General features: G+C 70.7%; 20 protein-coding genes. 10 read left to right on the top strand and 10 right to left on the bottom strand.

Going from position 1 to position 25,219, the window contains the following annotated elements; translation table 11 throughout:
• Nucleotides 1-14 precede the first annotated feature (14 nt).
• Genes ACN27F_RS05485 through ACN27F_RS05520 form a run of 8 tightly spaced genes read right to left on the bottom strand, consistent with a single transcriptional unit; the run spans nucleotide 15 to nucleotide 12,572 of the window.
• Nucleotides 15-1,283: an amidohydrolase family protein gene (locus ACN27F_RS05485; RefSeq protein ID WP_421431512.1), complete on the bottom strand. Its 1,269-nt coding sequence runs from the start codon at nucleotides 1,281-1,283 to the stop codon at nucleotides 15-17.
• The gene (locus tag ACN27F_RS05490; RefSeq protein ID WP_421431513.1) at nucleotides 1,280-3,079 is read right to left on the bottom strand and encodes a hydantoinase B/oxoprolinase family protein; all 1,800 of its coding nucleotides are present in this window, start codon (nucleotides 3,077-3,079) and stop codon (nucleotides 1,280-1,282) included. The genes ACN27F_RS05485 and ACN27F_RS05490 overlap by 4 nt, the downstream gene beginning before the upstream one ends.
• Entirely contained in the window at nucleotides 3,072-4,760 is a 1,689-nt protein-coding gene (locus ACN27F_RS05495) for a hydantoinase B/oxoprolinase family protein (protein ID WP_421431514.1), read from the bottom strand. Before ACN27F_RS05495 ends, ACN27F_RS05490 begins: the two co-directional genes overlap by 8 nt.
• Entirely contained in the window at nucleotides 4,757-6,826 is a 2,070-nt protein-coding gene (locus ACN27F_RS05500) for a hydantoinase/oxoprolinase family protein (protein ID WP_421431515.1), read from the bottom strand. The genes ACN27F_RS05495 and ACN27F_RS05500 overlap by 4 nt, the downstream gene beginning before the upstream one ends.
• A 4-nt stretch (nucleotides 6,827-6,830) precedes the next feature.
• A complete protein-coding gene (locus ACN27F_RS05505; protein WP_421431516.1) occupies nucleotides 6,831-8,978 on the bottom strand; it encodes a dipeptide ABC transporter ATP-binding protein in 2,148 nt (715 codons plus the stop codon).
• A gap of 7 nt (nucleotides 8,979-8,985) precedes the next feature.
• The gene (locus tag ACN27F_RS05510; protein ID WP_421431517.1) at nucleotides 8,986-9,882 is read right to left on the bottom strand and encodes an ABC transporter permease; all 897 of its coding nucleotides are present in this window, start codon (nucleotides 9,880-9,882) and stop codon (nucleotides 8,986-8,988) included.
• Nucleotides 9,882-10,892 carry an ABC transporter permease gene (locus tag ACN27F_RS05515; RefSeq protein WP_421431518.1) on the bottom strand — a complete coding sequence of 337 codons (1,011 nt, stop codon included), beginning with the start codon at nucleotides 10,890-10,892 and terminating at the stop codon, nucleotides 9,882-9,884. The genes ACN27F_RS05510 and ACN27F_RS05515 overlap by 1 nt, the downstream gene beginning before the upstream one ends.
• Before the next feature lie 21 nt (nucleotides 10,893-10,913).
• Complete coding sequence (locus tag ACN27F_RS05520; RefSeq protein WP_421431519.1) at nucleotides 10,914-12,572, bottom strand: ABC transporter substrate-binding protein; 1,659 nt, start codon at nucleotides 12,570-12,572, stop codon at nucleotides 10,914-10,916.
• Nucleotides 12,573-13,006: 434 nt separating this feature from the next.
• Between ACN27F_RS05520 and ACN27F_RS05525 the strand changes: the two genes are divergently transcribed.
• Complete coding sequence (locus ACN27F_RS05525) at nucleotides 13,007-13,519, top strand: hypothetical protein (protein WP_421431520.1); 513 nt, start codon at nucleotides 13,007-13,009, stop codon at nucleotides 13,517-13,519.
• 123 nt (nucleotides 13,520-13,642) lie between these two features.
• Here the strand turns inward: ACN27F_RS05525 and ACN27F_RS05530 are convergent, their stop codons facing one another.
• Both ACN27F_RS05530 and ACN27F_RS05535 read right to left on the bottom strand, forming a co-directional pair.
• Complete coding sequence (locus tag ACN27F_RS05530; RefSeq protein ID WP_421431521.1) at nucleotides 13,643-13,825, bottom strand: hypothetical protein; 183 nt, start codon at nucleotides 13,823-13,825, stop codon at nucleotides 13,643-13,645.
• A 174-nt stretch (nucleotides 13,826-13,999) separates the two neighbouring features.
• The gene (locus ACN27F_RS05535) at nucleotides 14,000-14,968 is read right to left on the bottom strand and encodes a hypothetical protein (RefSeq protein ID WP_421431522.1); all 969 of its coding nucleotides are present in this window, start codon (nucleotides 14,966-14,968) and stop codon (nucleotides 14,000-14,002) included.
• Nucleotides 14,969-15,329: 361 nt separating this feature from the next.
• Between ACN27F_RS05535 and ACN27F_RS05540 the strand changes: the two genes are divergently transcribed.
• From ACN27F_RS05540 to ACN27F_RS05580, 9 genes are all read left to right on the top strand, one after another.
• Nucleotides 15,330-16,784, top strand: a complete 1,455-nt coding sequence (locus tag ACN27F_RS05540; protein ID WP_421431523.1) for a cytochrome P450 — start codon at nucleotides 15,330-15,332, stop codon at nucleotides 16,782-16,784.
• On the top strand, nucleotides 16,784-17,806 hold the full coding sequence (locus ACN27F_RS05545; protein ID WP_421431524.1) for a terpene synthase family protein: 1,023 nt from the start codon (nucleotides 16,784-16,786) through the stop codon (nucleotides 17,804-17,806). Before ACN27F_RS05540 ends, ACN27F_RS05545 begins: the two co-directional genes overlap by 1 nt.
• A gap of 49 nt (nucleotides 17,807-17,855) precedes the next feature.
• A complete protein-coding gene (locus tag ACN27F_RS05550) occupies nucleotides 17,856-19,589 on the top strand; it encodes a prenyltransferase (RefSeq protein WP_421431525.1) in 1,734 nt (577 codons plus the stop codon).
• A 133-nt stretch (nucleotides 19,590-19,722) separates the two neighbouring features.
• Entirely contained in the window at nucleotides 19,723-22,158 is a 2,436-nt protein-coding gene (locus ACN27F_RS05555) for a nitrate- and nitrite sensing domain-containing protein (protein ID WP_421431526.1), read from the top strand.
• 65 nt (nucleotides 22,159-22,223) lie between these two features.
• Nucleotides 22,224-22,643 (top strand): roadblock/LC7 domain-containing protein, encoded by a 420-nt coding sequence (locus ACN27F_RS05560; RefSeq protein ID WP_421431527.1) that lies wholly within the window; start codon nucleotides 22,224-22,226, stop codon nucleotides 22,641-22,643.
• Between the two features lie 10 nt (nucleotides 22,644-22,653).
• On the top strand, nucleotides 22,654-23,040 hold the full coding sequence (locus ACN27F_RS05565) for a DUF742 domain-containing protein (RefSeq protein ID WP_421431528.1): 387 nt from the start codon (nucleotides 22,654-22,656) through the stop codon (nucleotides 23,038-23,040).
• Nucleotides 23,021-23,626, top strand: a complete 606-nt coding sequence (locus ACN27F_RS05570; RefSeq protein WP_421431529.1) for a GTP-binding protein — start codon at nucleotides 23,021-23,023, stop codon at nucleotides 23,624-23,626. Before ACN27F_RS05565 ends, ACN27F_RS05570 begins: the two co-directional genes overlap by 20 nt.
• A gap of 165 nt (nucleotides 23,627-23,791) precedes the next feature.
• Entirely contained in the window at nucleotides 23,792-24,343 is a 552-nt protein-coding gene (locus ACN27F_RS05575; protein WP_421431530.1) for a hypothetical protein, read from the top strand.
• A 534-nt stretch (nucleotides 24,344-24,877) separates the two neighbouring features.
• Nucleotides 24,878-25,216 carry a histone-like nucleoid-structuring protein Lsr2 gene (locus ACN27F_RS05580; RefSeq protein ID WP_421431531.1) on the top strand — a complete coding sequence of 113 codons (339 nt, stop codon included), beginning with the start codon at nucleotides 24,878-24,880 and terminating at the stop codon, nucleotides 25,214-25,216.
• Nucleotides 25,217-25,219 lie beyond the last annotated feature (3 nt).

Raw genomic sequence — 25,219 nt, forward strand, 5'->3', positions numbered from 1 at the left:
CCCGCTCGCCGCGCTCACCATGAACTCCAGCCGGCCCGGTCGTCGCGGACGACGCGTCCGCCGGACATCACCCAGCGGACCCCCCGCAACGCCGACGTGTCGGTGACCGGGTCGGCGTCCATCGCGATCAGGTCGGCGTACTTGCCGGGCTCCACGGTGCCGAGGTCGGCCTCGACGCCGAGCCAACGGATCGGGCCGAGAGTGCCGGCGTAGAAGGCTCGGGCCGGACCGATGCCGGTCTCCGACATGTACTCCAGCTCCCGTACCGAGGCGTTGGTGCCCTCGAAGTGCCAGAACGGCGGCATGTCGCTGCCGAGCAGCACCTCGACCCCGGCGGCCAGGGCCATCGCGTAGCTGTCCAGGTGACGCGGGCCGGCGCCCAGCGAACGGCACTGCATCCACTGCGGTACGCCGAGCTCGTCGAAGAACTCCTTGCAGCGGGTGACCAGCAGGGTCGGCACCAGCGCGGTGCCCCGTCGCGCCATCGCGGCGGCGACCGTCTCGGTGAGCTGGTAGCCGTGCTCGACACAGTCCAGGCCCAGTTCGACGGCCTCGCCGATGACCGACCCGGGTCCGGCGTGCGCGGTGACCTTGCGGCCCCAGGCGTGCGCGGTGTCGATCACGGCGGCCATCTCCTCGGGGAACAGCTGCCGGGTGTGGATCGACTCGTGCTCACCGGCGATCCCGCCGGAGATCATCACCTTGATCAGGTCGGCGCCGGCCTTGATCTGGCTACGTACGCCACGCCGGAAGCCGTCCGCGCCATCGCATTCGAGGGTGTCGCTGCTCTCGTGACCGTGCCCGCCGGTGCAGACCAGCGCCTGACCGGCGGTGAAGATCCGCGGTCCGGTGACCCGGCCGGCGATGATCGCCCGGCGCAGCGCGAAGTCGGCATGGTCCTTCTCCGCGACGCAGCGCACCGTGGTGACCCCGCAGAGCAGGGTACGCCGGGCCCCGTCGGCCATGTAGAGGGCGAGTTCGTGTGGGCTCAGGTTCCGCACGTCCTGCCCGCCGGTTCCGGGCAGCGACAGCGACAGGTGGGTGTGCATGTTGACCAGCCCGGGGGTCAGGTGCGCCCCGCCGAGGTCGATCTCGGTGGGTTCGGTCTCGGCACGGGCGGCGGCAGCGACGTCGGCGCGCGGGCCGACGGCGACGATCCGGTCACCGCTGACCCAGACGGCCGCGTCGGCGAGCGGGCCGACGCCGTCGAGGACACGGGCGTCGACGACGGTGCAGTTGGTCAGAACGGTGTCGGCCGATTCCGGGTGGGTGGCCGCGCTCATGTCGGCGTCCGGTCGGGTGGGGTGATCATCGGTACCTCTTTCGGTGCGGCGTCGGGACCGCCGGTCGATACGGCGCGGGGACCGCCGGTCGATACGGCGCCGGCGCCGCCGAGCACGTCGACGCCGTAGACGTCGCGGGCGGCCGACGCGGAGACGTAGCCCTCGGCGACGTCGGCGCGGACCGCGGCGGCGTCGCGCAGCCGGGCGTCGCCGTGCCCGCCGCCGCCGGCGGTGAGCAGAGTGATCCGGTCACCGGGAGCGACCGGGGTGCGTCTGGTGCTGATCCGCCGCTCCCGACTGGTGCCGGGGTGGACGATCACCTGGATCGGGTCGGGCCGGGCCCCACCGTCGAGCGCCCACGGTGGCGACTTCGTCTTCTTCACCACCGACAGGAACTCACCGGCGGTGACGAACCGGATGTCACGCCGCAGGCCGGGCCCGCCACGGTGGCGACCGGCGCCGCCGGAGTCGGTACGGATCTCGACCCGTTCGAACAACATCCCGGTCCGGGCTTCGAGCACTTCGACCGGGGTGTTGCGGGCCTGGGTCTGACACAGGTGGTTGGCCGGCCCGATGCCGTCGTGGTCGGGCGACGCGCCCCAGCCCACCGGATCGTTGTTGCTGACCGCGTAGAGCTGCCCGGTGTCCGGGTGGGTGCCGACCATCATGAACCCGGGCACGTCCCCGCCGGAGGAGGCGGCCAGGCGCTCCGGCATGCCCTGGGCGAGGGCCTGGTAGATCAGTTCCAGGGCGACGGTGCCGGTCCACTGGGTGAAGGTGGCGGCCGGATAGACGGCGTGGAACAGGCTGCCCGGTTCGGCGATCACCCGCAGCGCGCTGAAATGCCCGGCGTTGGTCTGCTCGCCGGGGGTGGTGAGGGCCTTGAACGCGACCCGGGCGGTGGCGATGGTCGACCCGAACGGCAGGTTGACCGGGCCGGCGACCGCCGGTGACGAGCCGGTGAAGTCGACGGTGCAGGTGCCGTCGGCGACGGTGACGGTGACCTGCATCTTGATCGGCTCGTCGGTGATGCCGTCGTCGTCGATCCAGTCGACGGCCGTCCAGGAGCCCTGCGGCAGGGCGGCGAGGGCGTCGGCGGTGGACGCCTGCGCGGCGGCGATCGCGGTGTCGACGACGGTGGTGACGGTGGCCAGCCCGAAGCGGCGGATCAGTTCGATCAGCCGGCGTTCGCCGGTGCGCAGCGCGGCGACCTGGGCGTGCAGGTCGCCGATGACCAGGTCCGGCATCCGGGAGTTGAAGCGGATCAGCTCGACGATCTCGTGCACCGGTTCGCCCCGGCGCACCACCTTGGTGCCGGGAAAGATGATGCCTTCCTGGTGCATGTCGGTGGAGTCGAGCACGTACCCCGGGTCCTTGGCACCCAGGTCCATCCAGTGCGCCCGTACGCACAGGAAACCGACCAACTCACCGTCGCCGTCGAATCCCTCGGGCAGGAAGACCGGGGCGAACAACGTGGCGTCGTAGGCGTGCGCCGCGTTCCAGTACGGGTAGTTCAGCAGCACCACGTCACCCGGGTGCAGGTTGTCCCGGCCGACGTATTCGACGCCCTTGCGGATCGAGTAGTCGTTGGCGCCGAGGAAGCGGCTCAGTCCGGTGGATTCGGCGACCAGCCGCAGCCGGGCGTCGTAGATGGAGATGCCGAAGTCGTACACCTCGTAGATGACCGGGTTGAACGCGGTACGTACCAGCGCGGAGCGCATCTCCTCGGCGGCGGCCACCAGGTAGCTGCGCACCACCTCGACCGCCGCGCCGTCGACCACGGGTCCGTCACCCATCGACGCCGACCCCGTAGACCTCCCGGGCGGCGGCCGGCGACACGTAGCCTTCGGCGACGTCTTCGCGTACCGCGTCGGGGTCGCGCCCGCGCGGATCGCCGTGCCCGCCGCCACCGGCGCTGAGCAGGGTGATCCGGTCACCCGGCACCACCGGGGTCCGCTTGGTGCTGACCCGGCGCTCCCGCGCGGTGCCCGGAAAGACGATCACCTGATTGGGGTCGGGCCGGGCGCCGCCGTCGAGCGCCCACGGCGCCGACTTCGTCTTCTTGATCACCGACAGGAATTCACCGGCGGTGACGAACCGGATGTCGCGGCGCAGCCCGGCGCCGCCGCGGTGGCGGCCGGCACCGCCGGAATCGGTACGCATCTCGACCCGTTCGAAGAACATCCCGGTCCGGGCTTCGAGCACTTCGATCGGGGTGATCCGGCCGGTGCTGCCGGAGACGTGGGTGGCGGCGTTCATGCCGTCGTGTTCGCTGGTGGCGCCCCAGCCCACCGGGTCGTTGTTGCTGACCGCGAAGAGCTGCCCGGTGTCCGGGTGGGTGCCGACCATCATGAACCCGGGCACGTCCCCGCCGGAGGAGGCGGCCAACCGGTCCGGCATGCCCTGGGCGAGCGCCTTGAGGATCAGCTCGACGGCGACGATGCCGGTCCACAGGGTGAACGTCGGCTGCGGATAGACGGCGTGGAACAGGCTGCCCGGCTCGGCCCTGACCACCAGCGGAGCCACCGTGCCGGCGTTGGACGGCTGGTCCGGCGAGGTGAGTGACTTGAGGATCACCTTGCAGATCGCTTCGGTGGCGCCGAACGGCATGTTGATCGGCCCGGCCACCGCCGGTGACGAGCCGGCGAAGTCGACGGTGAAGCTGCCGTCGGCGATGGTGACGGTGACCTGCATCTTGACCGGGTCGTCGGTGATGCCGTCGTCGTCGACCCAGTCGACGGCGGTCCACGAGCCCTGTGGCAGGGCGGCGAGGGCGGCCCGGCTGCGCGCCTCGCCGTCGGCGATGATCGCCGCGACGGCGGCGTCCACCGTGGGCCGGCCGAACTTGGCCAGGATCTCCAGGAATCGCCGCTCGCCGGTGCGCAGCGCGGCGATCTGCGCGTGCAGGTCGCCGAGCACCTCGGCCGGCATCCGCGAGTTGAAGCGGATCAGTTCGTGGATCTCGTGCACCGGCTCGCCACGCGACACCACCTTGGTGCCGGGGAAGATCAGTCCTTCCTGGTGCATGTCGGTGGAGTCGAGCACGTACCCCGGGTCCTTGGCACCCAGGTCCATCCAGTGCGCCCGCACGCAGAGAAAGCCGACCAGCTCGCCGTCGGCACCCGGTCGGGCCGGGTCGGGCTGGAACACCGGGGCGAACAGGGTGGCGTCCGAGGCATGCGCCGCGTTCCAGTACGGGTAGTTGAGCAGCACGATGTCGCCGGCGTGCAGGTTCGCCCGGCCGACGTAGTCGACGCCCCTGGCCAGCGAGAAGTCGTTGGCGCCGAGGAAGAACGTCAGGCCGGTGGCCTCGGCGATCAGCCGCAGGTCGGCGTCGTACATCGACATGCCGAAGTCGTGCACCTCGTAGATGACCGGGTTGAACGAGGTACGGATCAGGGTGGCCCGCATCTCCTCGGCGGCGGAGATCAGATAGCTGCGCACCACCTCGGCGGTGGCTCCGTCCAGGGCGGTCACTGGGTCTCCTCCAAGGTCACCAGCAGGTGGCCGTACGGGTCGACCTCGATCCGCTGGCCGCTTGGCACCACCGTGGTGGAGGTGCCCTCGTCGACCAGGGCCGGGCCGGTGAACCGGTCGCCGGGGGCGAGCCCGGCCCGGTCGTACACGGCGAACGGGACCACCTCGCGGGTGCCGAAGTCGAAGGCGTCGCGCCGGCCGAGCAACGCCCGCGTCGGGTCGCCGTCACCGACCGCCGGCCGCACCAGCTCCGGACGGGCGGTCCGGCCGATGCCGCGTACCCGCAGGTTGAGGATTTGCAGTCGGTTGCTCATCGCGTGGCCGTAGCGGGTGCGGTGCAGTTGCTCGAACGCGGCCCGGATCGCGTCGCGATCCAGCTCGGTGCCGATCGTGACGGTGAGGGTGTGCTCCTGGCCCAGATAGCGCAGTTCCAGCTGTCGCTCCAGCACCGCCGAACCGGCGTCGATCCCCTGCTCCACCAGGGATTCGACGGCCTGCGCCTCGACCTCGACGAACCGGGCCGCCAACTCGGCCAGGTCGACGCTGCCCTCGGGCGCGTCTGCGTCCAGGGTGGCCAGCACGGTACGGGAGAAGTCGTTGACGATGTCGGCAGAGAGCATCCCCCAGGCGGAGAAACCGGACGGGGCGAACGGCACCACGACCTCGCGGATGCCCATCTCGCGGGCCAGCAGCGGGGCCAGCAGCGGGCCGGCACCGCCGAAGGCGAGCAACGAGAAGACCCGGGGGTCGTGGCCGCGTTCCACGGTGATCTGTCGGACGGCGCCGACGGTGCGGGCCAGCAGCACGTCGTAGATGCCGGCCGCGGCGGCGGTCGGGCCAAGCCCGAGCGGGGTGGCGATCTGCTCGTCGATCGCCTGCTGAGCCGCCTTGGCCTGCAGCCCCATGGTGCCGGCCAGGAACCGGTCCGGGTCGACGTAGCCGAGCACCACCGAGGCGTCGGTGACGGTGGGCCGCTGCCCGCCCCGGCCGTAGCAGACCGGCCCGGGGTCGGCGCCGGCGCTGTGCGGACCCACCTTGAGCAGACCCCGGTCCAGCCAGGCGATGGAACCGCCGCCAGCGCCGATGGTGCGGATGTCGTAGGTGGGGATCAGCAACGGGAAGTGTTCCAGCTGGGCCTCGTAGGCGGCGACCGGGCTGCCGCGTTCGATCACGCAGGCGTCCAGCGAGGTGCCGCCGATGTCGAAGGTGAGCAGGTTGTCCCGGTCCAGCGCTTCGGCCAGGTAGGCGGCGCCGACGATGCCACCGGCCGGACCGGACAGCACGGTGTGCGTCGGCGACGTCTTGGCCACCGCCGAGGTCATCGACCCGCCGCCGGAACGCATGATCAGAAATTGGCCGGTGAAGCCCCGGGCGGCCAGCCCGGACTCCAGCTCGTCGACGTAGCGTTCGAAGATCGGCCGGATGTACGCCTCCAGCACCGTGGTGCTGGTCCGCTCGTACTCGCGGTGCTCGCGCACGATGTCGGTCGACACCGAGACGCTGACCTGCGGGTACGCTTCGCGAATGATCGCAGCGGCGGCGCGTTCGTGGCGCGGGTCGACGAACGAGTGCAGGAAACAGATGGCGATCGACCCGACGCCCTGCTCTTCGACCAGAGTGCGGGCGGCGGCCCGGACGCTGTCCGGGTCGAGTTCGTCGACGACCCGGCCCCGGTAGTCCAGCCGTCCTTTCACCCCGGCGGTGTAGCGGCGCTTGACCAGACTCTCCGGCCGCTCGTACTGAAAGTCGTACATGTGGTCGGCGGGCACGTTGCCCCGTCCGAGCAGGAAGATGTCCCGGAAGCCCTCGTTGGTGATGATGCCGGTGGCGCCGCCGCGCCGTTCCAGTACCGCGTTGAGCCCTAGTGTGGTGCCGTGGATGAACAGCTCCACCTGTGACGGGTCGGTGCCGAGCGCGGTCACCGCGGCCAGCACCCCCTGCGACGGACGGGCCGGGGTGGTGGACGCCTTGCGGAAACGTACCCGGTTGGTGCGGGTGTCCAGCTCCATCGCGTCGACGAAGGTGCCGCCGATGTCGACGGCGAGCCGGATGTGCGGTTGCGGCATCGTCTCAGGTCACCTTTCGGGGTGCGGTGGAGTCCGGCAGGTCGGGGCCGAGCAGGGCGGGGATCTCCGCCACCCGCCAGCAGGCGGCGCGGGTGTCGCCGTACGGCTGCAGGTGTTGGCGCTCGCTGAGGCACCGGTCGGTGGCGAACGGGCAGCGGGCCGCCAACGGGCAGCCGGCCGCGGCGTCGGCCTCCTCCAGGTCCTTGACCAGCTCGACCCGGCCGCCGTCGAACCCGGCACCGAGGCTCGGCGCGCTGGACAGCAACGCCCGGGTGTACGGGTGCGCGGGGTGGGTGAAGACCTCGCCGACCGGCCCTTCCTCGACGATACGGCCCAGATACAGCACGATCACCCGGTCGGCGAAGCCGCGCACGGTGGCCAGGTCGTGCGAGATGAAGACGACGCCCCGGTCGCGGTCGGCGGCCACATCGCGGATCACTTCGAGGATCTGCGCCTGCACGGTGACGTCCAGCGCCGAGGTGGGCTCGTCGAAGACGATCAGGTCGGGGTCGCCGACCAGAGCCCGGGCGATGCCGACCCGCTGGGCCTGGCCGCCGGACAGTTCGTGCGGGCGGCGGGCGAGGATGGACCGGTCCAACTCCATCCGGTCCAGCACGGCAGCGACCCGCCGCGCCCGCTCCGCAGCCGGTACGCCGAGAGCGCGCAACGGCTCGGCGATCGCGTCGGCGACGCTGCGGCGCGGGCTGAGCGAGCCGAACGGGTCCTGGAACACCATCTGGGCTCGGGTCCGCAGCCGGCGCAGTGCCCGCCCGCGCAGTTCGGTCATTCGGGCTCCGCCGATCTCGACGCTGCCGCCGGCCGGCTCGGCCAGACCGAGGATCAGCTTGGCCAGGGTGGACTTGCCGCAGCCGCTCTCCCCGACCACGCCGACGGTCTCGCCGGCGGCGACGGTCAGGTCCACGCCGCGCAGCGCGTGGTGGCCGCCGCCGCCGAACCGGCTGCGGTAGACCACATGCGCGTCACGGATCCGCAGCACGGTCCGCTGCGGCTCGGACTCGGGCCGCACCAGCCCTGGGCCAGGTACGGGCCCGGGTCGCGGTCCGGTCGGCGGTGGCGGCGCGGGTCGCGGTCCGGTCGGCGGTGGCGGTTCGGCCGTGATCGGGCCGGTTTGTGGGTGGAAGCAGGCCACAGTCCAGCGCGGGGTGCCGCCGGGCACCGCGCCGGTCGGCGGGCGCTGCCGGCCGCACCGCTCGGTGGCGTGCGCGCACCGGGTCACGAACGGGCAGTCGTGCGGCGGTTCGCGCAGCAACGGCATCGACCCGGCGGTGGCCCGTACCGGTCGGCCGTCCACGTCGGGCACGGACGCCAGCAACGCCCGGGTGTACGGGTGCGCCGGAGCCCGCAGCACCTGTTCCGCCGGCCCGGATTCGACCACGGTGCCGGCGTAGAGCACCACCACCCGGTCGCAGACCTCGGCGATCGAGGCCAGGTCGTGCGAGATGAGCAGTACGCCGCGCCGGTCGGTGTCGGCGGCGTGCCGGAACTGCCGCAGGATCTCCCGGGCCAGGGTGACGTCCAGACCGGTGGTGGGTTCGTCGGCGATCAGCAGCCCGGGTGCGCAGCCGGTCGCCAGCGAGATCATCACCCGTTGCGCCATCCCGCCGGACAGTTCGTGCGGGTACGCCGCGAGCCGCCGTTGTGGACTGCGGATACCGACCGCGGCGAACAGTTCCCGGGCCGTCTCGCGGGCCTGCTGCTGGCTCATCCGCTGGTGCGTGGTGAGCCGGTCGGTGAGCTGGCGCCCGACGGTACGGGTCGGGCTGAGCGCGCCCCGTGGGTTCTGGAAGCAGATCGCCGCCCCGTGCCCGCGGTGGCGGCGCAGCTGTTCTGGTCCGAGCCGCAGCACGTCGACCGCCCCGGCACCGGAACCCGACACGTCGGCGTCATGGAAGCGGACCCGGCCGGTGGCGTGCGCCCCGCCCGGCAGCAGCCCGACGATGGATCGGGCCACCATGCTCTTCCCGCCGCCGCTCTCCCCCACCAGGCCGACCACCTCGCCGCGGTCGACGTGCAGGCTGACCCCGCTGAGCGCGGCGACCTGCCGGCCGGGCCGGCGGATCAGCACCGACAGGTCCTCGATGGATAGTAGATCGTGGAGGGCCGCAGCGGTCGTCCGGGTCGTCGCCGTCATCGTCACCTCACCGCCGCTTCGCCTCGGCGCGTTCCTGCAGGCCCTCGCCGAGCAGGCTGAACCCGAACACGCTGACCAGCAGGAACAACCCGGGCGGTACGGAGGTCCACCAGCGGCCGGCGACCACGTCGGGCGAGCCGAGGCTGATCATCGACCCCCATTCGGCGGTCGGCACCGAGATGCCCAGCCCGAGGAAGGACAGCCCGGCCAGGGTGAGCATCGCCCACCCGCAGCCGAGCGGGGCGATCACCCGCACCGGCGTGAGGCTGTTGGGCAGCACGTGCCGCCACAGCACCCCGGCCGGCGAGGTGCCGGAGGTGACCGCGGCGTCGATGAACGGCAGTTCCCGTACCGAGCGGACCTCGGCGCGTACCAGCCGGGCGTACCCGGGGGCGTTGACCAACGCGATGGTCAGGATCAGGTTGACCGTGCCGCCGCCGAGCAGGGCGGCGACGGCGAGCGCCAGGATGAAGGTGGGGAACGCCTGGAAGATGTCGAGCAACCGCATCAGTACGTCGTCGAGCCAGCCGCCGAAGTAGCCGGCGACCAGCCCGAGGGTGGTGCCGGCGAGCACCGCCAGGGCGACCGCGGCCACCGCGATGCCCAGGTCGAGGCGGCCGGCGTGCAGCACCCGACTGAACACGTCCATCCCGTTGACGTCGGTGCCGAGCAGGTGGCCACCACCGGGCGGGGTCAAAGAACCGGCCGGGTCGATCTCCTCCGGCCCCCACGGGGTGAGCAGCGGGGCGGCGATCGCGGCCAGGGCGACCACGGCGAGGATGCCGGCGCCGACGGCGATCAGCACGGTGGCGAACCGGCCGCCAACGGCGGTGCCGCCAGCGACCACCGGGGCGGCGTCGTCGGCACTGTCCCCGGGGCCGGGGGTGGCGCGCAGGTAAACCATCAGATCTTCACTCTCGGGTCGAGGATCGCGTGCACCACGTCGGCGATCAGGAAGACGAGGACGTAGCAGACGGCGATCAGCAGCACCGACGCCTGTACGACCGGGAAGTCGCGGTAGAGCAGCCCGCGCAGCGCCCACTGGCCGAAGCCCTGCCACGAGTAGACGTACTCGATCAGCACGGTGGAGCCGATCGCGGTGCCGAACACCAGCGCCGCCAGCGACGGCAGCCGGACCAGGGCGGCCCGGACCAGGTAGCCGCGCCGCAGCAGCCGATCGCGCAGCCCGTGCGCGGCGGCCGCGGTGTACGCCTCGGAGTGCAGCACCTCCAGCGCGGAGGCGCGCACGCTGCGCAGCAGCGGCGCCACCACCACGATGGCCAGGGTGGCCACCGGCAACGCCAGGTGCGCCAGCGCCGAGGCGAATGCCGGGCCGTTGGCGGTCAGCGCGGCGTCGACGAGTTCGGCGCCGGTGACCGGGACGAGGTCGGTGTCCGGGTCGACCCGGCCGCTGGGTGCCGGAAACCAGCCGAGCATGCTGTAGCCGACCAGGACCAGCACCAGGCCGAGCCAGAACTCCGGGATCGAGTTGCCGATCAACGCCAGCACCCGGATGCCGTGGTCGGCGGCCCGGTCGGCGTGGCGCGCCGACCAGATGCCGCCGACCACGGCGATCAGCACCGCGAGGGCGACCGCCAGCACCACCAGTTGCAGGGTGGGGCCGACCCGCAGGGCCAGCTCACCGGCGACCGCGTTGCCGCTCTGGATCGACGTGCCGAAATCGCCGGTGACCAGCCCGCCGAGGTAGTCCACGAACTGCTTCCACAGTGGCTGGTCCAGGCCGAACCGGGCCCGCGCCGCCGCGGCCTCCGCCTCGGTGGCGTTGGGGCCGAGGATGGTCCGGATCGGATCCCCGGGCAGGACCCGCACCAGGACGAAGGTCACGACGATCACGCCGAGCAGCACCGGGACGAGCTGCAGCAGCCGGCGGGCGACGAAACGGGCGATGCGCATGGGGTGGTTGGACGCCGCCGGTCAGGCCGAGGCGCTCAGGTAGCGCAGCCGGGCCAGCCCGTCCATCGGCTGCACCCAGCCGGACACCGCCTCGCGTACCGGCAGGTTGAAGTTGGGCTGGCAAATGATCACCCACGGCACGTCGGCGGCGAAGATCTCCTGCACCCGCAGCCAGAGCTGGTTGCGCTCGTCCGCGTCCACCACGGTGTGCGACTGCTCGTAGATCTGCTCCAACTCCGGATTGACGTAGTTGGAGTAGTTCAGGTTGGCGCCCTCGACGAAGCTGGTGGCCAGCGCGTACTCGACGTCGTTGACCCACAGCTGGCCGGAGGTGATCTGCAGCGGGATGTTCTTCTGCTGCCGCCGCTCGGCCAGCGTCGCCGGGTCCAGCGGGGTCAGCTCCAGCTCGATGCCGACCTTGCGGGCCTCGCTCTGCACGAGCACCGCGATCTGCTGCTGGGTGTCGTTGTCGGTGGCGTAGATCAACTCCGAGCTGACCTGGGTCGCCCCGGCCGCGGCGAGCGCGGCGCGGGCGGCGTCCGGGTCGTAGCCGTACGGGTAGCCGCGCTCGTCGTAGCCGGGCATGTCCAGCGGCACCAGGCTCTTGGTGGGGCGGGCGTCACCGCCGTACACGTTGTTGACGATCTGCTCGTACGGCACCGCGTACGCCAGCGCCTTGCGGACGTTGACATCGTCGAACGGCGCGGTCACCACGGACATCTGAATGGCGACCTGTGCGTTGCTGGCCGCCGAGATGACCTTGATGCCGTCGGCGTCCTTCAGGTCGGCGATGTCGCGCTGGCTGACGCCGAGCGCGACGTCGATGTCGCCGGCCTCCAGCTGCAGCCGCTGGTTGGCGGCGGCCGGCACCACGGAGATCCGGATGGTCGGGGTCTGCGCCGGGTCCGGCCCGGGGTAGTCGCCGTTGGCCGACAGGACGATCTCCTGGCCCTGCACGGCCTGCTCGACGTTGAAGTAGCCACCGGTGGGGGCGTTGTTGGCGAACCACTCGGTGGCCCACGGATCCGCGTCGGTGGCGTGCTGCTTGGCTTCCTCGGAGTCGAACACGTACAACGAGATCGCCTGGATCTGGCGGGTCAACGCGCTCGGGAACGCCTGGGTGAACTGCACCGTGTAGTCGTCGACGACGGTCACCTGGTCGGGCTCGGTCAGCCCGATGGTGCGGTAGATGCCGGCGACGTTGGCCTGCGCGGCGAAGGCCCGGTCCTTGGACCACTTCACGTCGGCGGCGGTCATCTCGTTGCCGCTGGCGAACCGGACACCTTGCCGCAGCGTGAGGGTCCAGACGGTCTGGTCCTCGTTGGGTTCGAACGATTCGGCGAAGGTGGCGACGATGTTCTCGGTGTCGAGGATCCGGGAGCCGTCGGCTTCGGTCACCCCGTAGTCGATCATGTACGGGAAAATGTTCTTGTAGAGCATCAGGGCCACCGGGTCGAAGCCCACGAAGTCCTGGTCCCAGCTGCCCGGGTAGCTGGAGACGGCGATGCGCAGGGTGTCCGCGCCGGCGCCCGGTGAGGCGTCGTCGGAGCCGTCGGTACGCGAGCCGGAGGCGCAGGCACCGGTCGCGAAGAGTAGTGCGCCGACGCCCCCGAGCTGGAGCACTGACCGGCGGGAGACGGCGGGTGAGGCGGCTCCGCCTCGCGGAGAGGTACCAGCCATGGAAGAACTCCTCCGTGGTGAACGGCGAGGGTGACAGGACAAGGATGTCCAGCGAGATGTTCAACAGACGAGCGAGTTGTTCATCAGGTGAAACTGCAGGGCGAGAAGGGCCTCACCACCACTCGTGTTCTATCAGGCTGAACGTATGTGAACAAGAGATGAAACCCGTTCACCACGACATTCGCGCGAGCGGTCACCGGCAACGACCGAACGGTGGAGCCCACCGCAGCCAACTTGTTCACAAAGTTTCACACACCTGATACAAACTCCTGCTGCCCGCGACACGCAACCGTCATCCTCCCACCAGCCATCCCGAGCGTCCGTCACCAGCCGTGATCGACAAAAGTAGATGACAGGCATAAGCTGCCAGACTGACCTCTGGTAGCGCTCCCAAGCCGTCCTGCACCGGAGGTGCACCGATAGGAGGAAGTGTCATGCGCCGCTACACCGCGCGCGTTCTCGTCGGGGTGGCCGCCCTGGCACTGGTCACCGGGTGCGAAACACCGCCCGCGAACACTGCGGGCAACCCCTCGCCGCCGGCGGTCGGCACGCCGGACGTCAGCCAGGAGCCGATCCAGGTCAATGTCGCCGAGGCGCTCGACCTCGCGCAGCAGGAGTTCGACCTGATCACGAGTGGCGACTGGTCCGGCGCCTGGCAGCTGTGGACCGCGGAAGCGAAGAAGTCCGTGCCCGAAGAGGTCTACGTCGAGACGAACGAGGCCTGCCCGGTGCAGGACGGGGTGGAGTTCCAGCTCCAAGAGGTGACGCCGGTGAGCGAGACCGCGGTGGACCTCACCTGGCGCCGCGATGACACCGTCGGCAACAGTTCACTGCGTCTGGAGGAGGACACCTGGCGCTTCGACCCGGGCGGCGGCATGCTCGTCGAGTACGCCTCCGGCGCCGAGGACGCGGTCGCCAAACGCCAGGCGGCCGGCAGCTGCGGCTGATCGACCACCGCTGACGCCCTCGGCCGGCCGGCTACGCCGAGGCGCGACCCGCGCGGTCGTGGGTGCCGGCCCGGCAGGTCCTGCCGGGCCGGCACCCACGACGTGACATCCGGGTACGCCTGGCTAGCGCCAGGTCCGCCGCCGGTTCTGGTGCAGCATGTCCCCGGCCCGGCGCAGCAGCTTCGAGGTACGCGACGACGGCCCCCGCCGCGACTCCACCAGCGAGCCCAGCTTGCGGACCCCAGCCGCCGCCAGCGGCACCGCAACCGCCGCGACCGCGTAGCGCTTGATCATCTTGCTGACCATGGTCGCCTCCTTCGTCACCACCGGCGGAGTACCGCTACCCGTCGACGGTGGGTCGTGTCCAGGCTGGTCCGGCATCGCACAAAGCGAACAGCGCCAGCGGGCCGGACCAGCTCACTCCGGTCTGGTACCCGGTGCGGCTCGCCGGTACGCCTGCCGCCCACGCGCGTTCGGGTATCAGTCGCTTCTTCCCGGCGCCTGCTTGCGTCGCATTGTCCTGACCCAGCTCTGCGCGGTGTGCCGGGGTACCGCATAGTGCGCCGCCACCGCAGCCACGCTGTCCCCCGCCTCGGCGTAGACGGTGCCGAGATCGTCCGGTGCCCGACGGTACGCACGGGTTCCGGCGACGGCCGGCTTGCGGGTGCTGGCAGCTGCCGACCTGCCGGATGCCGACCTGCCGGATGCCGATCGACCACCGTCGGAAGCAGCCTTGCCGGCCGCCGTGGCCGTCTTGCCGGTGGCGGTCTTGCCCGCCGTGGCCGTCTTGCCGGTGGCGCGACCGGTGCTGCGGCTGGTGTTGCCTTTCCGGGCCGTCACGGCCGGAGCGTTGCCCGCTGACGCCGGTGCCGTTGCCTGCGTGCTCGCGCTGGCCTTTGTGGATGTCCCTGGCTGGTCCGGCGCGACGGGACCGCGCCGCGTGCCGTCACGGCCGGCAGATCGGCGCCGCCGGGCCGCCGTCGGCGCGGGTTCGGCCGCCGGATCGGCGGCACCTCCGACGGCGGGTTCGACAGCAGGATCGGTTTCGGGTTGCGTCGGCGCGCTGGACAGCATGCCGTCAGCCGCAGTGTCCACGCTGTCCGGCGCCGCGTCCGGCGGCGTCGGACCGTGGTCGCCGGGATGCTGGTCGTCCGACCGCGCCGGCTGGTCACCGAGCGCCCGGGCGGGCGACGACTTGGCGGCGTCGGCGGCCGGGGCGGTTGGTCGCGGGTCGGCCTCGATCGCGGGGTCCGCCGGCTGACCGACGATCGACCGGAGCAGCTGTTCCACGTTGACCGCCGGGAGTTGTCCCGGCGTGAGGCCTGCTCCCGTACCCGCCCGGACAAGCAGTTCGGTGATCCTGGCACCGCTGCTGGTCATCTCGACGCGCAGCGTCGTGGTTGCCCGGGTCTGATCGTCCGGGGCGATCGTGATGGTGTAGGAACTCACCGTTTGTCGAACCTCCATGACTGCGGACGCCGCGACCGGCACAGAACCAGCCCCGTCGAGGTCACCCACCGGGCGGACGCCTGACTATTTCCGCAGCAAAGCTACCCCTTGGTACACAGAACTACCAAGCGAACTCTTGCTCCACAGGAGACCCGCGGTGAGTCCGACAGCGGAACTGTGACCACCACGTTCCACCGAAACCGTTGCGCACGAAAAGATCTTAACATTCGCCGATCTAGATTTATCGTGATCAGCGTGACATGATCGGCCGAGCGTAACTCTTTGCTTCCGATCAGTCATCACCGGACCGTCTGAGACTGCACTCAGCAGCGGCGGAACCGGAATCACGGCAGGTGACAGCATGACAGACAAGACACGCCGGCGTGGCAACGGCCAGGCGGCGATGACGACGGTACCGGCCTGGCGGATCCTCCCGGCCCTGGTCCGCAATCCGCTGAAGGCGCTCGTTGATCTGGCGACCGACGCCGCTGGCGGTATGGTCGAGTTGCGGTTGGGACCGGAACGCCTTTATCTGCTCAGCGATCCAGCTCAGGTCGCGCATGTGCTCCGCGACAACGCCGGCAACTACCGACGCGACGGTCGAGGACTGCTCTGGGGTCCGATCAAGCGGCTGTTCGGTGAGGGCGTCCTCGGTGAAGGTCCGGTCTGGGCAGCCAGCCGGCAGACGCTGCAGCCGCTGTTCGCCGCACGCCGGCTGGACGCGCTCGCCGACGACCTGGCCGACGCGATCGGCGAGGCGAGCGAGCCGCTGGACGCCGCCGCACGGCAGGGACACAGCGTCGACATCGGCGCGGAGTTGTGCCGTATCGTCTGCCGCGCCATGGTGCGGGTCCTGTTCGCTGACCGCTTCTCCACCACGCAGGCGCTGCGCATCACCGCAGCCCAGGACGTCATCGCCACGGCCGTGTTGCCCAGGCTGCTGCTGCCGTTCGTACCCGAGGTGGTTCCGCTGCCCGGTGACCGACCGTTCCGCCGGGCGGTGCGTGAGATCGACGGCATCGTTCTGCCGGTCGTGCGCCAGGCGCGGGCCGATCCGTCCGGTGACGACGTCGTGGCCACCCTGGCCCGTGGCCACGACGCGCAGGGCCGACCGCTGAGCGAACGCCAACTCCGCAACGACACGGTCGCCATGTTCGCGACGAGTACCGAGACGACCTACGGCGTGCTCACCTGTCTCTGGCCGATGCTGGCGCGCTATCCACAAGTGGCACGGCGACTCACCGCCGAGATCGACGAGGTGGTCGGTTCCGGTCCGGTCCGGGGCCGCCACCTGCCGCGGCTGCGCTACACCCGGATGGTCCTCGACGAGTTGCTGCGTCTGTTCCCGGTGGGATGGCTGGTGCCCCGTACCGCGACCAACGACGACGTCATCGGCGGGGTCGCGCTGAAGGCGGGGGCCCAAGTGCTGATCAGCCCGTACCTGACGCACCGGCTGCCGTCGGTCTGGCCGCAGCCGCTGCATTTCGATCCGGACCGTTTCGACCCCGACCGCGTCGATGCGCAGCAGACCGATCCGCGACAGACCGATCCGCGACAGGGGGTCGTCGTCGCGGCGGCGGCGCCGCGACGACGGGCCCGCTACGCGCACTTCCCGTTCGGCGGCGGCCCGCACCAGTGCCTTGGACAGTACCTGTTCTACCTGGAAGCGACGCTGATCGTGGCGACGATCCTGAGCCGGTTCCAGGTGACGGTACCCGACAGCCGGGTCCCCGAGCTCCGACCGGGCGCGGCGCTGCGGGCGAGCCGTCCGGTACGTGTTCTCCTGCGGCCGCACACGGCCAACCGGGTTGCCTGATGCCGACGGGCGACACCGTGTCGGCCGTAGCGGCAATGTCGGTCGACGACAGTCTGCCCGCCGCAGCCGAGCACGGGCGGATCTGCGCCGTCGCCGTCGACGGTCAGCGGGACCTGTTCGACCGGGCCCGTGTCTTTCCGGCGCTGTTTCCGGCCGACCTGTTCGATCCCGCCGTGCTGAGCGCCATTTCGGCGGCCACCGCCTTCAGCGCCCCGTGGTGCGCACCGCGGCACCTGCGCGTGGCCAATCGGACGGCGCTGTGGGTGTTCGGGGTGGACTGGCTGATCGACTACCGGGCCCGCACCGATGGTGAGGTCGACGACCTGATCGAGCGGTGCCGGGCGATCGTCGACGAGATGGCCGGGCCTGATCACCCCGGTCCCGGCGTCAGTACCGGGGCCGGCGTCAGTACCGGGGCCCGGGCCGCCAGACCTACGCCGCCCGGCCAATCAGCGGCCGAGCCGGTCGACGAACTCGTCCGCTTCCTCGGCGAGATCGTCGCCGAGCTGACGCCGGCGCCCGCCTTCGCGTCGCGACGGCAGCGGTGGCGTGCCGAGTTGGACCGCATGCTGACCGCGATGCGACGGGAGTGGCGGTGGAAGTCCTCGTCCGGCTCAACCACCGACGCCGTACCGCCGACCCTGGCCGAGTATCTCGACAACGCGGACAACTTTGGTTCGACATTTGTCAATATCACGTACTGGCTGCACATGGGCGACACCACGACCTTGACCTACCTGGACGAATTGATCACCGTCAGCCGCGCCGTACAGCGGGTGCTGCGGCTGGCAAACGATCTCGCGTCCGAGCGCCGCGACGGCAGCTGGGGCGATCTCAACGCGATGCTGGTCGTCGCGGACCGCGCGGAGGTGCCGGCGCTGGCCGACGAACTGGCCCGGCGCTGCCGTGAGCTGTTGCGGTCCCTGCACGCGCACTGCCCGGTCCAGGCCAGCTACCTGTCCCGGCAGCTCGGCTACACCAGCGGTTTCTACCGGATCACCGACTTCTGGGGTACACAGTGACCGATTTCTGGGCCGTCCACCGGACCGTGACTGATCACCGGGACGCACGGTGACCCTCGACGAGGTCCGGGGCCGGACCGCGCCGCCGCTGCGTGACCAGTGGACGCGGGTCGCGCAGGAGACCGTCGACCAGCTCGCCGCAGACCCCTGGGGGCACAGCAGCGTCTCCGTCTACGAAACCGCCCGGCTGGTCAGTCGGGCACCATGGCTGGCCGGTCATCACGCGCGGATTCGCTACCTCGTCGCCAGTCAGCAGCCCGACGGCAGCTGGGGCATGCCGGGCGGGTACGCGTTGGTACCGACGTTGAGCGCCACCGAAGCGCTGCTGGGCGTCGTCGGTCCGACGTCGGAGCCGACCGGCCGGGTACTGGCGGACACCCTGCCGGCGACGCAGCTGGCCGCCGCGGCCGACCGGGGTCTGGCCGCCGCGCGCAAGCTGCTCACCGCCGCCGCGGCGGGCGGACTGGCCGACACACCGGCCGTCGACCTCATCGTGCCGGCGTTGATCACGGCGGTGAACCGGAGGCTGCGACCGGGCTGCGACTCCGTCCCAGCCGCCGGGCAACCGCCGCTGCGACTGCCACCGCCGCTGGACTCGGGCCGGCCGCAGGCCGTCCGGACGCTACTCGCCACCGGTCGCGAACTGCCGATCAAGCTGCTGCACGCGTTCGAGGCGTTGGACGAGGAGTGGACCGCGGCCCCGCAGATCGGATCGCAGCGAATCGGATCGCAGCAGGCTGGATGGCGGCGGGCCGGATGGCGGCAGGCCGGGTCGCCGGTCGCGGTAGAGGTCACGCCCGAGGCCTGCGGCACCATCGGCGGCTCGCCGGCGGCAACCGCCGCCTGGCTGGCGGCGGGCGGCTCTTCCGTACCGGATCGGCCCGGTGCCGGAGCCGCCCGCCGCTACCTCGACTCGGTGGTACGCCGGCACACCGGCCCGGTGCCGTGCGCCGCCCCGATCGCCACCTTCGAACGCGCCTGGGTGCTGGCCGCCCTCCTGCGCGCCGACGTTCCGGTCCTCGTACCACCGGAGCTGGCCGCCAGTCTGCGGGACGCCGTCACCCCCGACGGCGCGACTGCCGGAGCCGGCCTGCCACCGGACGCCGACACCACCGCGGTCGTCCTGCACGCACTGGCGCTACTCGGCCAGCCCGCCGACCCGACGGCGCTGCTGGCCTTCCAGGCGGGTGACCATTTCGCCACCTGGCCAGGTGAGGACGGCGCCTCGGTGACCACCAACGCACACGTCCTCGACGCCTTCAGCGCCTCCGACGTCGTCGGCGCGGTGGCCGGACGCCGGCACACCAGCTGGCTGGCGGTCCACCGGCGGGCGGTTACCAACTGGCTGTGTGACCAGCAGCAACCGGACGGCTCGTGGCAGGACCGCTGGCACGCCTCGCCCTACTACGCGACCGCGACGTGCGCGCTCGCGCTGCACGCCGGCGGAGTCGGAGCACGGGCCGCGGCGGCGGTGCTGCGCTCGGTGGACTGGGTGCTGCGCACGCAGCGCGCGGACGGATCGTGGGGTCGTTGGTACGGCACCGGCGAGGAAACCGGGTACGCGCTGCACGTGCTGCTCGCCACGGCGGATCCGCCCAGCCGGCGGATGCTGCGGGCGGCCCGGGCCGGCTCCGCCCACCTCGGACGGTCCGACGCCGATACCGGCCCGCCGCTGTGGCACGACAAGGATCTGTACCGGCCCGGGCGGGTGGTACGAGCCACCATCACCGCCGCCGGACATCTCGTCCACACCATGGCCACCGGCGTCAACAGGCACGCTTGAGCCGTACACCGCGACGCTGCTAGCGTGCGCCGTGCCCATGCGCTCGCCGATGGCCGCGGCCCACCGGCCGTACGAGCACACAGCAGTAGCAGGCAACTGACGTTCATTCGTAGGTCCAGCCGGGGACGGTGTAATGGCTTCGCGCGGTTTTCGCCTGCGTACCAAGATTGTCGCCCTCCTGGTGTCGCTCTGCGCGCTGTGGATATTCGCGGCCTGGGTCACCGTGCGCGACGGTCTCAACCTGCTGTGGGTACAGACCTATGACAGCCGGATCTACCAACCGAGCGAGCCGCTGCTGCTCGGTCTGCAGGCGGAACGCCGGCTGGCGGCCGAATACCTCGGCGACCCGACCGAACAGCGCCGTACCGAACTGGCGCGGGTGCGTACGGACAACCAGCGGCTGGCCGACAGCTTCGCGGCGTCGGCCCAGAACTGGTGGGTCGATCTGGCCGCGCACGACCAACTCGCCGCCCAGGTCGACGAGGTCGTCAGCCGGCTCGACGATCTCGAACCCGTCCGGATCAGCGTCGACTCCAGCAACATCGACCGCACCTCCACGGTCGAGGCATACACCACGGCGATCGCGGCCATCTTCGGGATGTTCGACGCCCTCGGCAACCTCGACGAGCGCAACATCGCCGAGGACACCGCGACCCTGATCGACCTGAACCGGGCCCGGGAGCTCATCGCCCAGCAGGACGCCCTGATCGCCGGTGTGCTCGCCGCCGGACAGCTGACCCCGGCCGAGCACACCCGGTTCGTCCAGTTGGTCGGCGCGGAGCGGTTCCTCACCGACAGCGTCGTGGCACGGCTGCCGGAGTTGGACCAGGCCCGCTACGCCGAGGTGGTCGACGGCACGGACCACCGGAACTTCCGCGCCGCCCAGGAGCGGATCACGACCGCCCCACGCACCGGCGGTCAGGTGCCGATCAGCGACGAGCAGTGGCGGCCGGCGGCCGAGTCCACCCTGGCCGAACTGCACCGGATCGTGCTCGCCGGCGGTGACGACGTGGTCGACCGGGCGGTTCCGGTCGCCCTGCTGGTGCTGCTGCGGTTGCTGCTCGCGGCCGGCCTCGGCATGTTCGCGGTCATCGCGTCGATCATCATCTCGATCACCACCGCGCGGGCGATCGTGGCGCAGCTGGAGCGGTTGCGCGACGCCGCGCACCGGCTGGCCACCGAACGGCTGCCCGGCGTGGTGGAGCGCCTCGGCCGGGGCGAGGAGGTCGACGTGGCGGCCGAGGCTCCACCGTTGGAGTTCGGTGCGGATGAGATCGGCCAGGTCGGGCGCGCGTTCAACCAGGTGCAGGAGACCGCGGTACGCACCGCCGTGGAGCAGGCCGAACTGCGGCGCAGCGTCCGTGACGTGTTCCTCAGCCTGGCCCGACGGACCCAGGCGTTGGTGCACCGTCAGCTGACCCTGCTCGACACGATGGAGCGGCGCGAAGACGACGCCGACAAGCTCGAAGAACTGTTCCGGGTGGACCACCTCGCTACCCGGATGCGGCGCAACGCCGAGAACCTGATCGTTCTCTCCGGATCGACGCCGGGGCGCACCTGGCGCCGCGACGTACCCATGATGGACGTCATCCGCGGTGCCGTGGCCGAGGTGGAGGACTACACCCGGGTCATGGTGCTGCCGGCCGGGCAGGTCGCGTTGGCCGGCCGTGCCGTCGCCGACGTCATCCACCTGCTGGCGGAACTGGTCGAAAACGCGTTGTCGTTCTCCCCGCCCCACACCACCGTTCAGGTGAAGGGGCAACTCGTCGCCAACGGATACGTCGTGGAGGTCGAGGACCGCGGGCTGGGCATGGCGCAGGAGGATCGCGACGCGGCGAACGAGCGCATCACCAGCCATCCGGAATTCCGACTGTCCAGCACGGTACGGCTGGGCCTGTTCGTGGTCAGCCGGCTGACCGAGCGGACCGGAATTCGGGTGCACCTGAAGGAATCGCCGTACGGCGGCACCACCGCGGTCGTGCTGATCCCGCCCGACCTGATCACCGCCGTGGTCACCGCGGTTCCTACCGCTGCTGCCGCCGCTACCGCCGCCGGCCTGTCGTCGGACGGCGACGGCGGGCAGACCGGACAGTTGCCGGCGGTCATGACGATGACCACTGTCGGTCGACCGATGCCGAGAATCGACGACATCGCACCGGCGCAGCCCGAGCGATCCGAGCGACACGAAACGATACGTGCGGTCGTGCCGGTGGTCACCGCGCAGCCTCCTGGCGAGGTCGCCACCGGTGCGGGTGGGCAGGAGCAGCCGGAGCGACTGCCCGGACCGCCGCGGACGTCGACCTACACCCCGTCCGGACTCCCGGTGCGGCGTAGGCCGGCCGCGAGCGCACAGCCCAGGGCCGTACCCGATACCGCGGCGGAGCGAGGTGAGCTGAGACAGCCCGACACCGACACCGGTAGCGTCCGCCCGCCCGAACAGGTGCTGCGCATGATGAGCGCGTACCAGAGCGGCACCCGGCAGGGCCGGTCGGACGCGGCCCGACTGTCGCAGGAGCCGGCGGTACCGCCGGACGAGGATCCCCCCGCCGGTGGCGGAACCGGCCAGTGATGACCAGTACCTGCCGACACGGTCGCTGACAGCCACCTGTGCCGGTACGAAGAGGAGAACGACTGATGCAGCAGACCGCCTCGATCGCGGACCTGACCTGGTTGCTCGATGATCTGGTCGGCCGGGTCAAGCAGGCCGAGCATGCCATCGTCCTTTCCGTGGACGGCCTGCTGATGGCCTCGTCGCGCGACCTGGGCCGGGACGACGGAGAGCACCTGGCCGCGCTGGCAGCCGGGATCCAGAGCCTCGCCCGTGGCGCGGGCAAGCGGTTCCGTGGTGGCTCGGTACGTCAGACCATCATCGAGATGGAATCGTCGTTCCTGTTCGTCACCGCCGCTGGGCACGGCGCGTGCCTGGCGGTGCTCGCCAGCGAGGAGACCGACGTCGGTCTGATCGCTTACGAGATGGCCATGCTGGTCACCCGGGCCGGGAAGTATCTGGCCTCACGTACCCGGCCCAGCGAGACCACCCCCACAGAGAAATAAACCTGCCACGATGAGTCAGCCCGATGATTCCGGCCAGGACCAGTGGGTCGACGACCACGCCGGTCCGGTGGTCCGACCGTACGCGATGACCCGTGGTCGGACCCGCCCCAGCCGCGGCCGGTTCGACCTCATCTCGCTGGTCCTGGCCACCCAGCGGACACCTCCGTCCGACGCCGGCCTCGGTCCGGAGCATGTGGCCATCCTCGACCGTTGCCACGAGCCGCTGTCGGTGGCCGAGGTCGCGGCTTATCTGGACCTGCCCCTGGGCACCGTCCGGGTCCTTCTCGGCGACCTGCTTGAGCACACGCTCGTGCAGGTACAGGAGCCCCGGCCGGCGTCGACACCCACCGACGACAGCGTATTCGAGGCGGTTATCAATGGACTACGAGCGCTCTGAGCAGCCCGGCGGCAGGGTCGCCACACCGACCGCGGTGAAGATCCTCATCGCCGGTGGGTTCGGGGTGGGCAAGACGACAATGGTCGGCGCGGTCAGCGAGACCCGCCCGCTACGGACCGAGGAGTTGCTGACCGAGGTCGGCGTCGCCGTCGATGACGTCTCCGGGGTCGAGGGCAAGACGACGACCACGGTCGCGATGGACTTCGGCCGGATCACGGTGAGCAAGGATCTGGTCCTGTACCTGTTCGGGACGCCAGGGCAGGACCGGTTCCTATTCATGTGGGACGAACTGTCCCTCGGGGCGCTCGGGGCGGTGGTGCTGGCCGACACCCGCCGCCTCGCCGACTGTTTCCCGTCCATCGACTACTTCGAACAACGGGGGACGCCGTTCATCGTCGCGGTGAACTGCTTCGACGGGGCCCGCCGGTACGCCATGGAGGAGGTCCAGCTCGCGCTGAATCTCGATCCGGAAGTGCCGGTGGTCCTGTGCGACGCCCGCGAACGCGCGTCGGGCAAGGACGTGTTGATCGCGTTGCTGCAGCACGCCCGGGGGTCCTCCCGCCGGGCGGCACCGGCAGCGCGGTAGCCAGGCACTACGTCGGTGCGCAGGACCTACGCGGAGTCGACCTACGGCACCTGTGCTGTGGGACTTGTGGCCCTGCCAGGTCACCCTGCCAACCCCAGATGATTGGTGTGTCGGACGGCAAGGTACCAACCGACATCGATCATAAGAAGTTGGGGAGGGATCGAGATGGCACACACTACTCACCCGGCATCCGCGACGGCCGGTGCCTTGACGCAGTCCAGCACCCCTGCGGCACCGAGGTTCGGCGAAGCGGTCTGGGCGGTGGCCCGGGTGGCACTGGGCTTCGTCTTCCTCTGGGCGTTCCTGGACAAGCTGATCGGCTTGGGCAAGGCGACCCCGAGCGAGCGGGCCTGGTTGAACGGCGGGTCGCCGACCACCGGTTTCCTGAGCAATGTCGAGGGCCCGTTCGGCGGCTTCTTCAGCGGCATGGCGGGGCAGGCCTGGGCGGACTGGCTGTTCATGGTCGGGCTGCTGGGCATCGGGGTCGCGCTGATCCTCGGTGTCGGAATGTGGGTGGCGGCCGTTTCCGGCACCGTGTTGTTGAGCCTGATGTGGCTCGCGTCGCTGCCGATCGCGAACAACCCATTCCTCGACGACCACTTGGTCTACGCCACAGTCTTGCTGGGCCTGGCGGCGACCGGCGCCGGCCTGCGGTACAGCGTCGCGGCCTGGTGGCAGGGACTTCCGGTGGTGCGGCAGAACGCCTGGTTGCGCTGACCGACCCACAGCAGTACGACGACAAGGCCCCGCTGGTCCGACCAGCGGGGCCGCTTCATGGAAAACGCACATGAGCACCGGCTGGCGGCATATGCCCCCAGCCGGTGCCCACGTCCATCAAACGGCAGCGAACGAGTGTCCGAACCGGACGCTCACCACATGCTACGGTCGCCGCCTGAACCAGGCGATCATCGCTGCACCCCTATCGTAGTGAGTCGCCGTCCGCCCGGTAATGGATTGTGGGCCATCCCACGCCGGAACCACGGCCAGGTCACGTCGCGCGGAAGCGGTCGTACGGGAAGGTCGCGGACGATCATGGTCGGTACCGTCGAGTACGGCATTGACCGCGCCGAACCAGGGATTCGGCAGCGGTAAGGGCAGTCTGACCGGCACTTATTGAGCGAGGAACGAGATCCCGCAGGGGCCTCTGCCACCCTGCACCAGCCGCAGACAATGTCAGAAGTGTTGCGGAATCACATGCCAATGCGTCAGACTCAATTCCGAACACGGCCGTATCCCGAGGAGTGAGCATCTGTGGCCAAGAAAGTCATTACTCTGCTGACCGACGACCTTGACGGCAGCGAGGCTGATCGCACGGTGGAGTTCTCGCTGGACGGCGTCAGTTACACCATAGATCTGTCCGAGAAGAACGCCGGCAAGCTGCGCAAAGCGCTCGACGCCTACATCGCCGCCGGGACCCGGGTGAGCCGCAGCGCGGCGACCGCACGTGGCCGGGGCGGGTTCGCGGCACCCGCACGCTCCGACCGCGAGCAGAACCGAGCCATCCGCGAATGGGCTGCCAAGAACGGCTACACGGTCTCGGAGCGCGGGCGGATCCCGGCGAACGTGATCGCGGCGTACCACAAGGGCTGAGCG

Source organism: Solwaraspora sp. WMMB335 (genome assembly GCF_049179075.1).
GTDB lineage: Bacteria > Actinomycetota > Actinomycetes > Mycobacteriales > Micromonosporaceae > Micromonospora_E.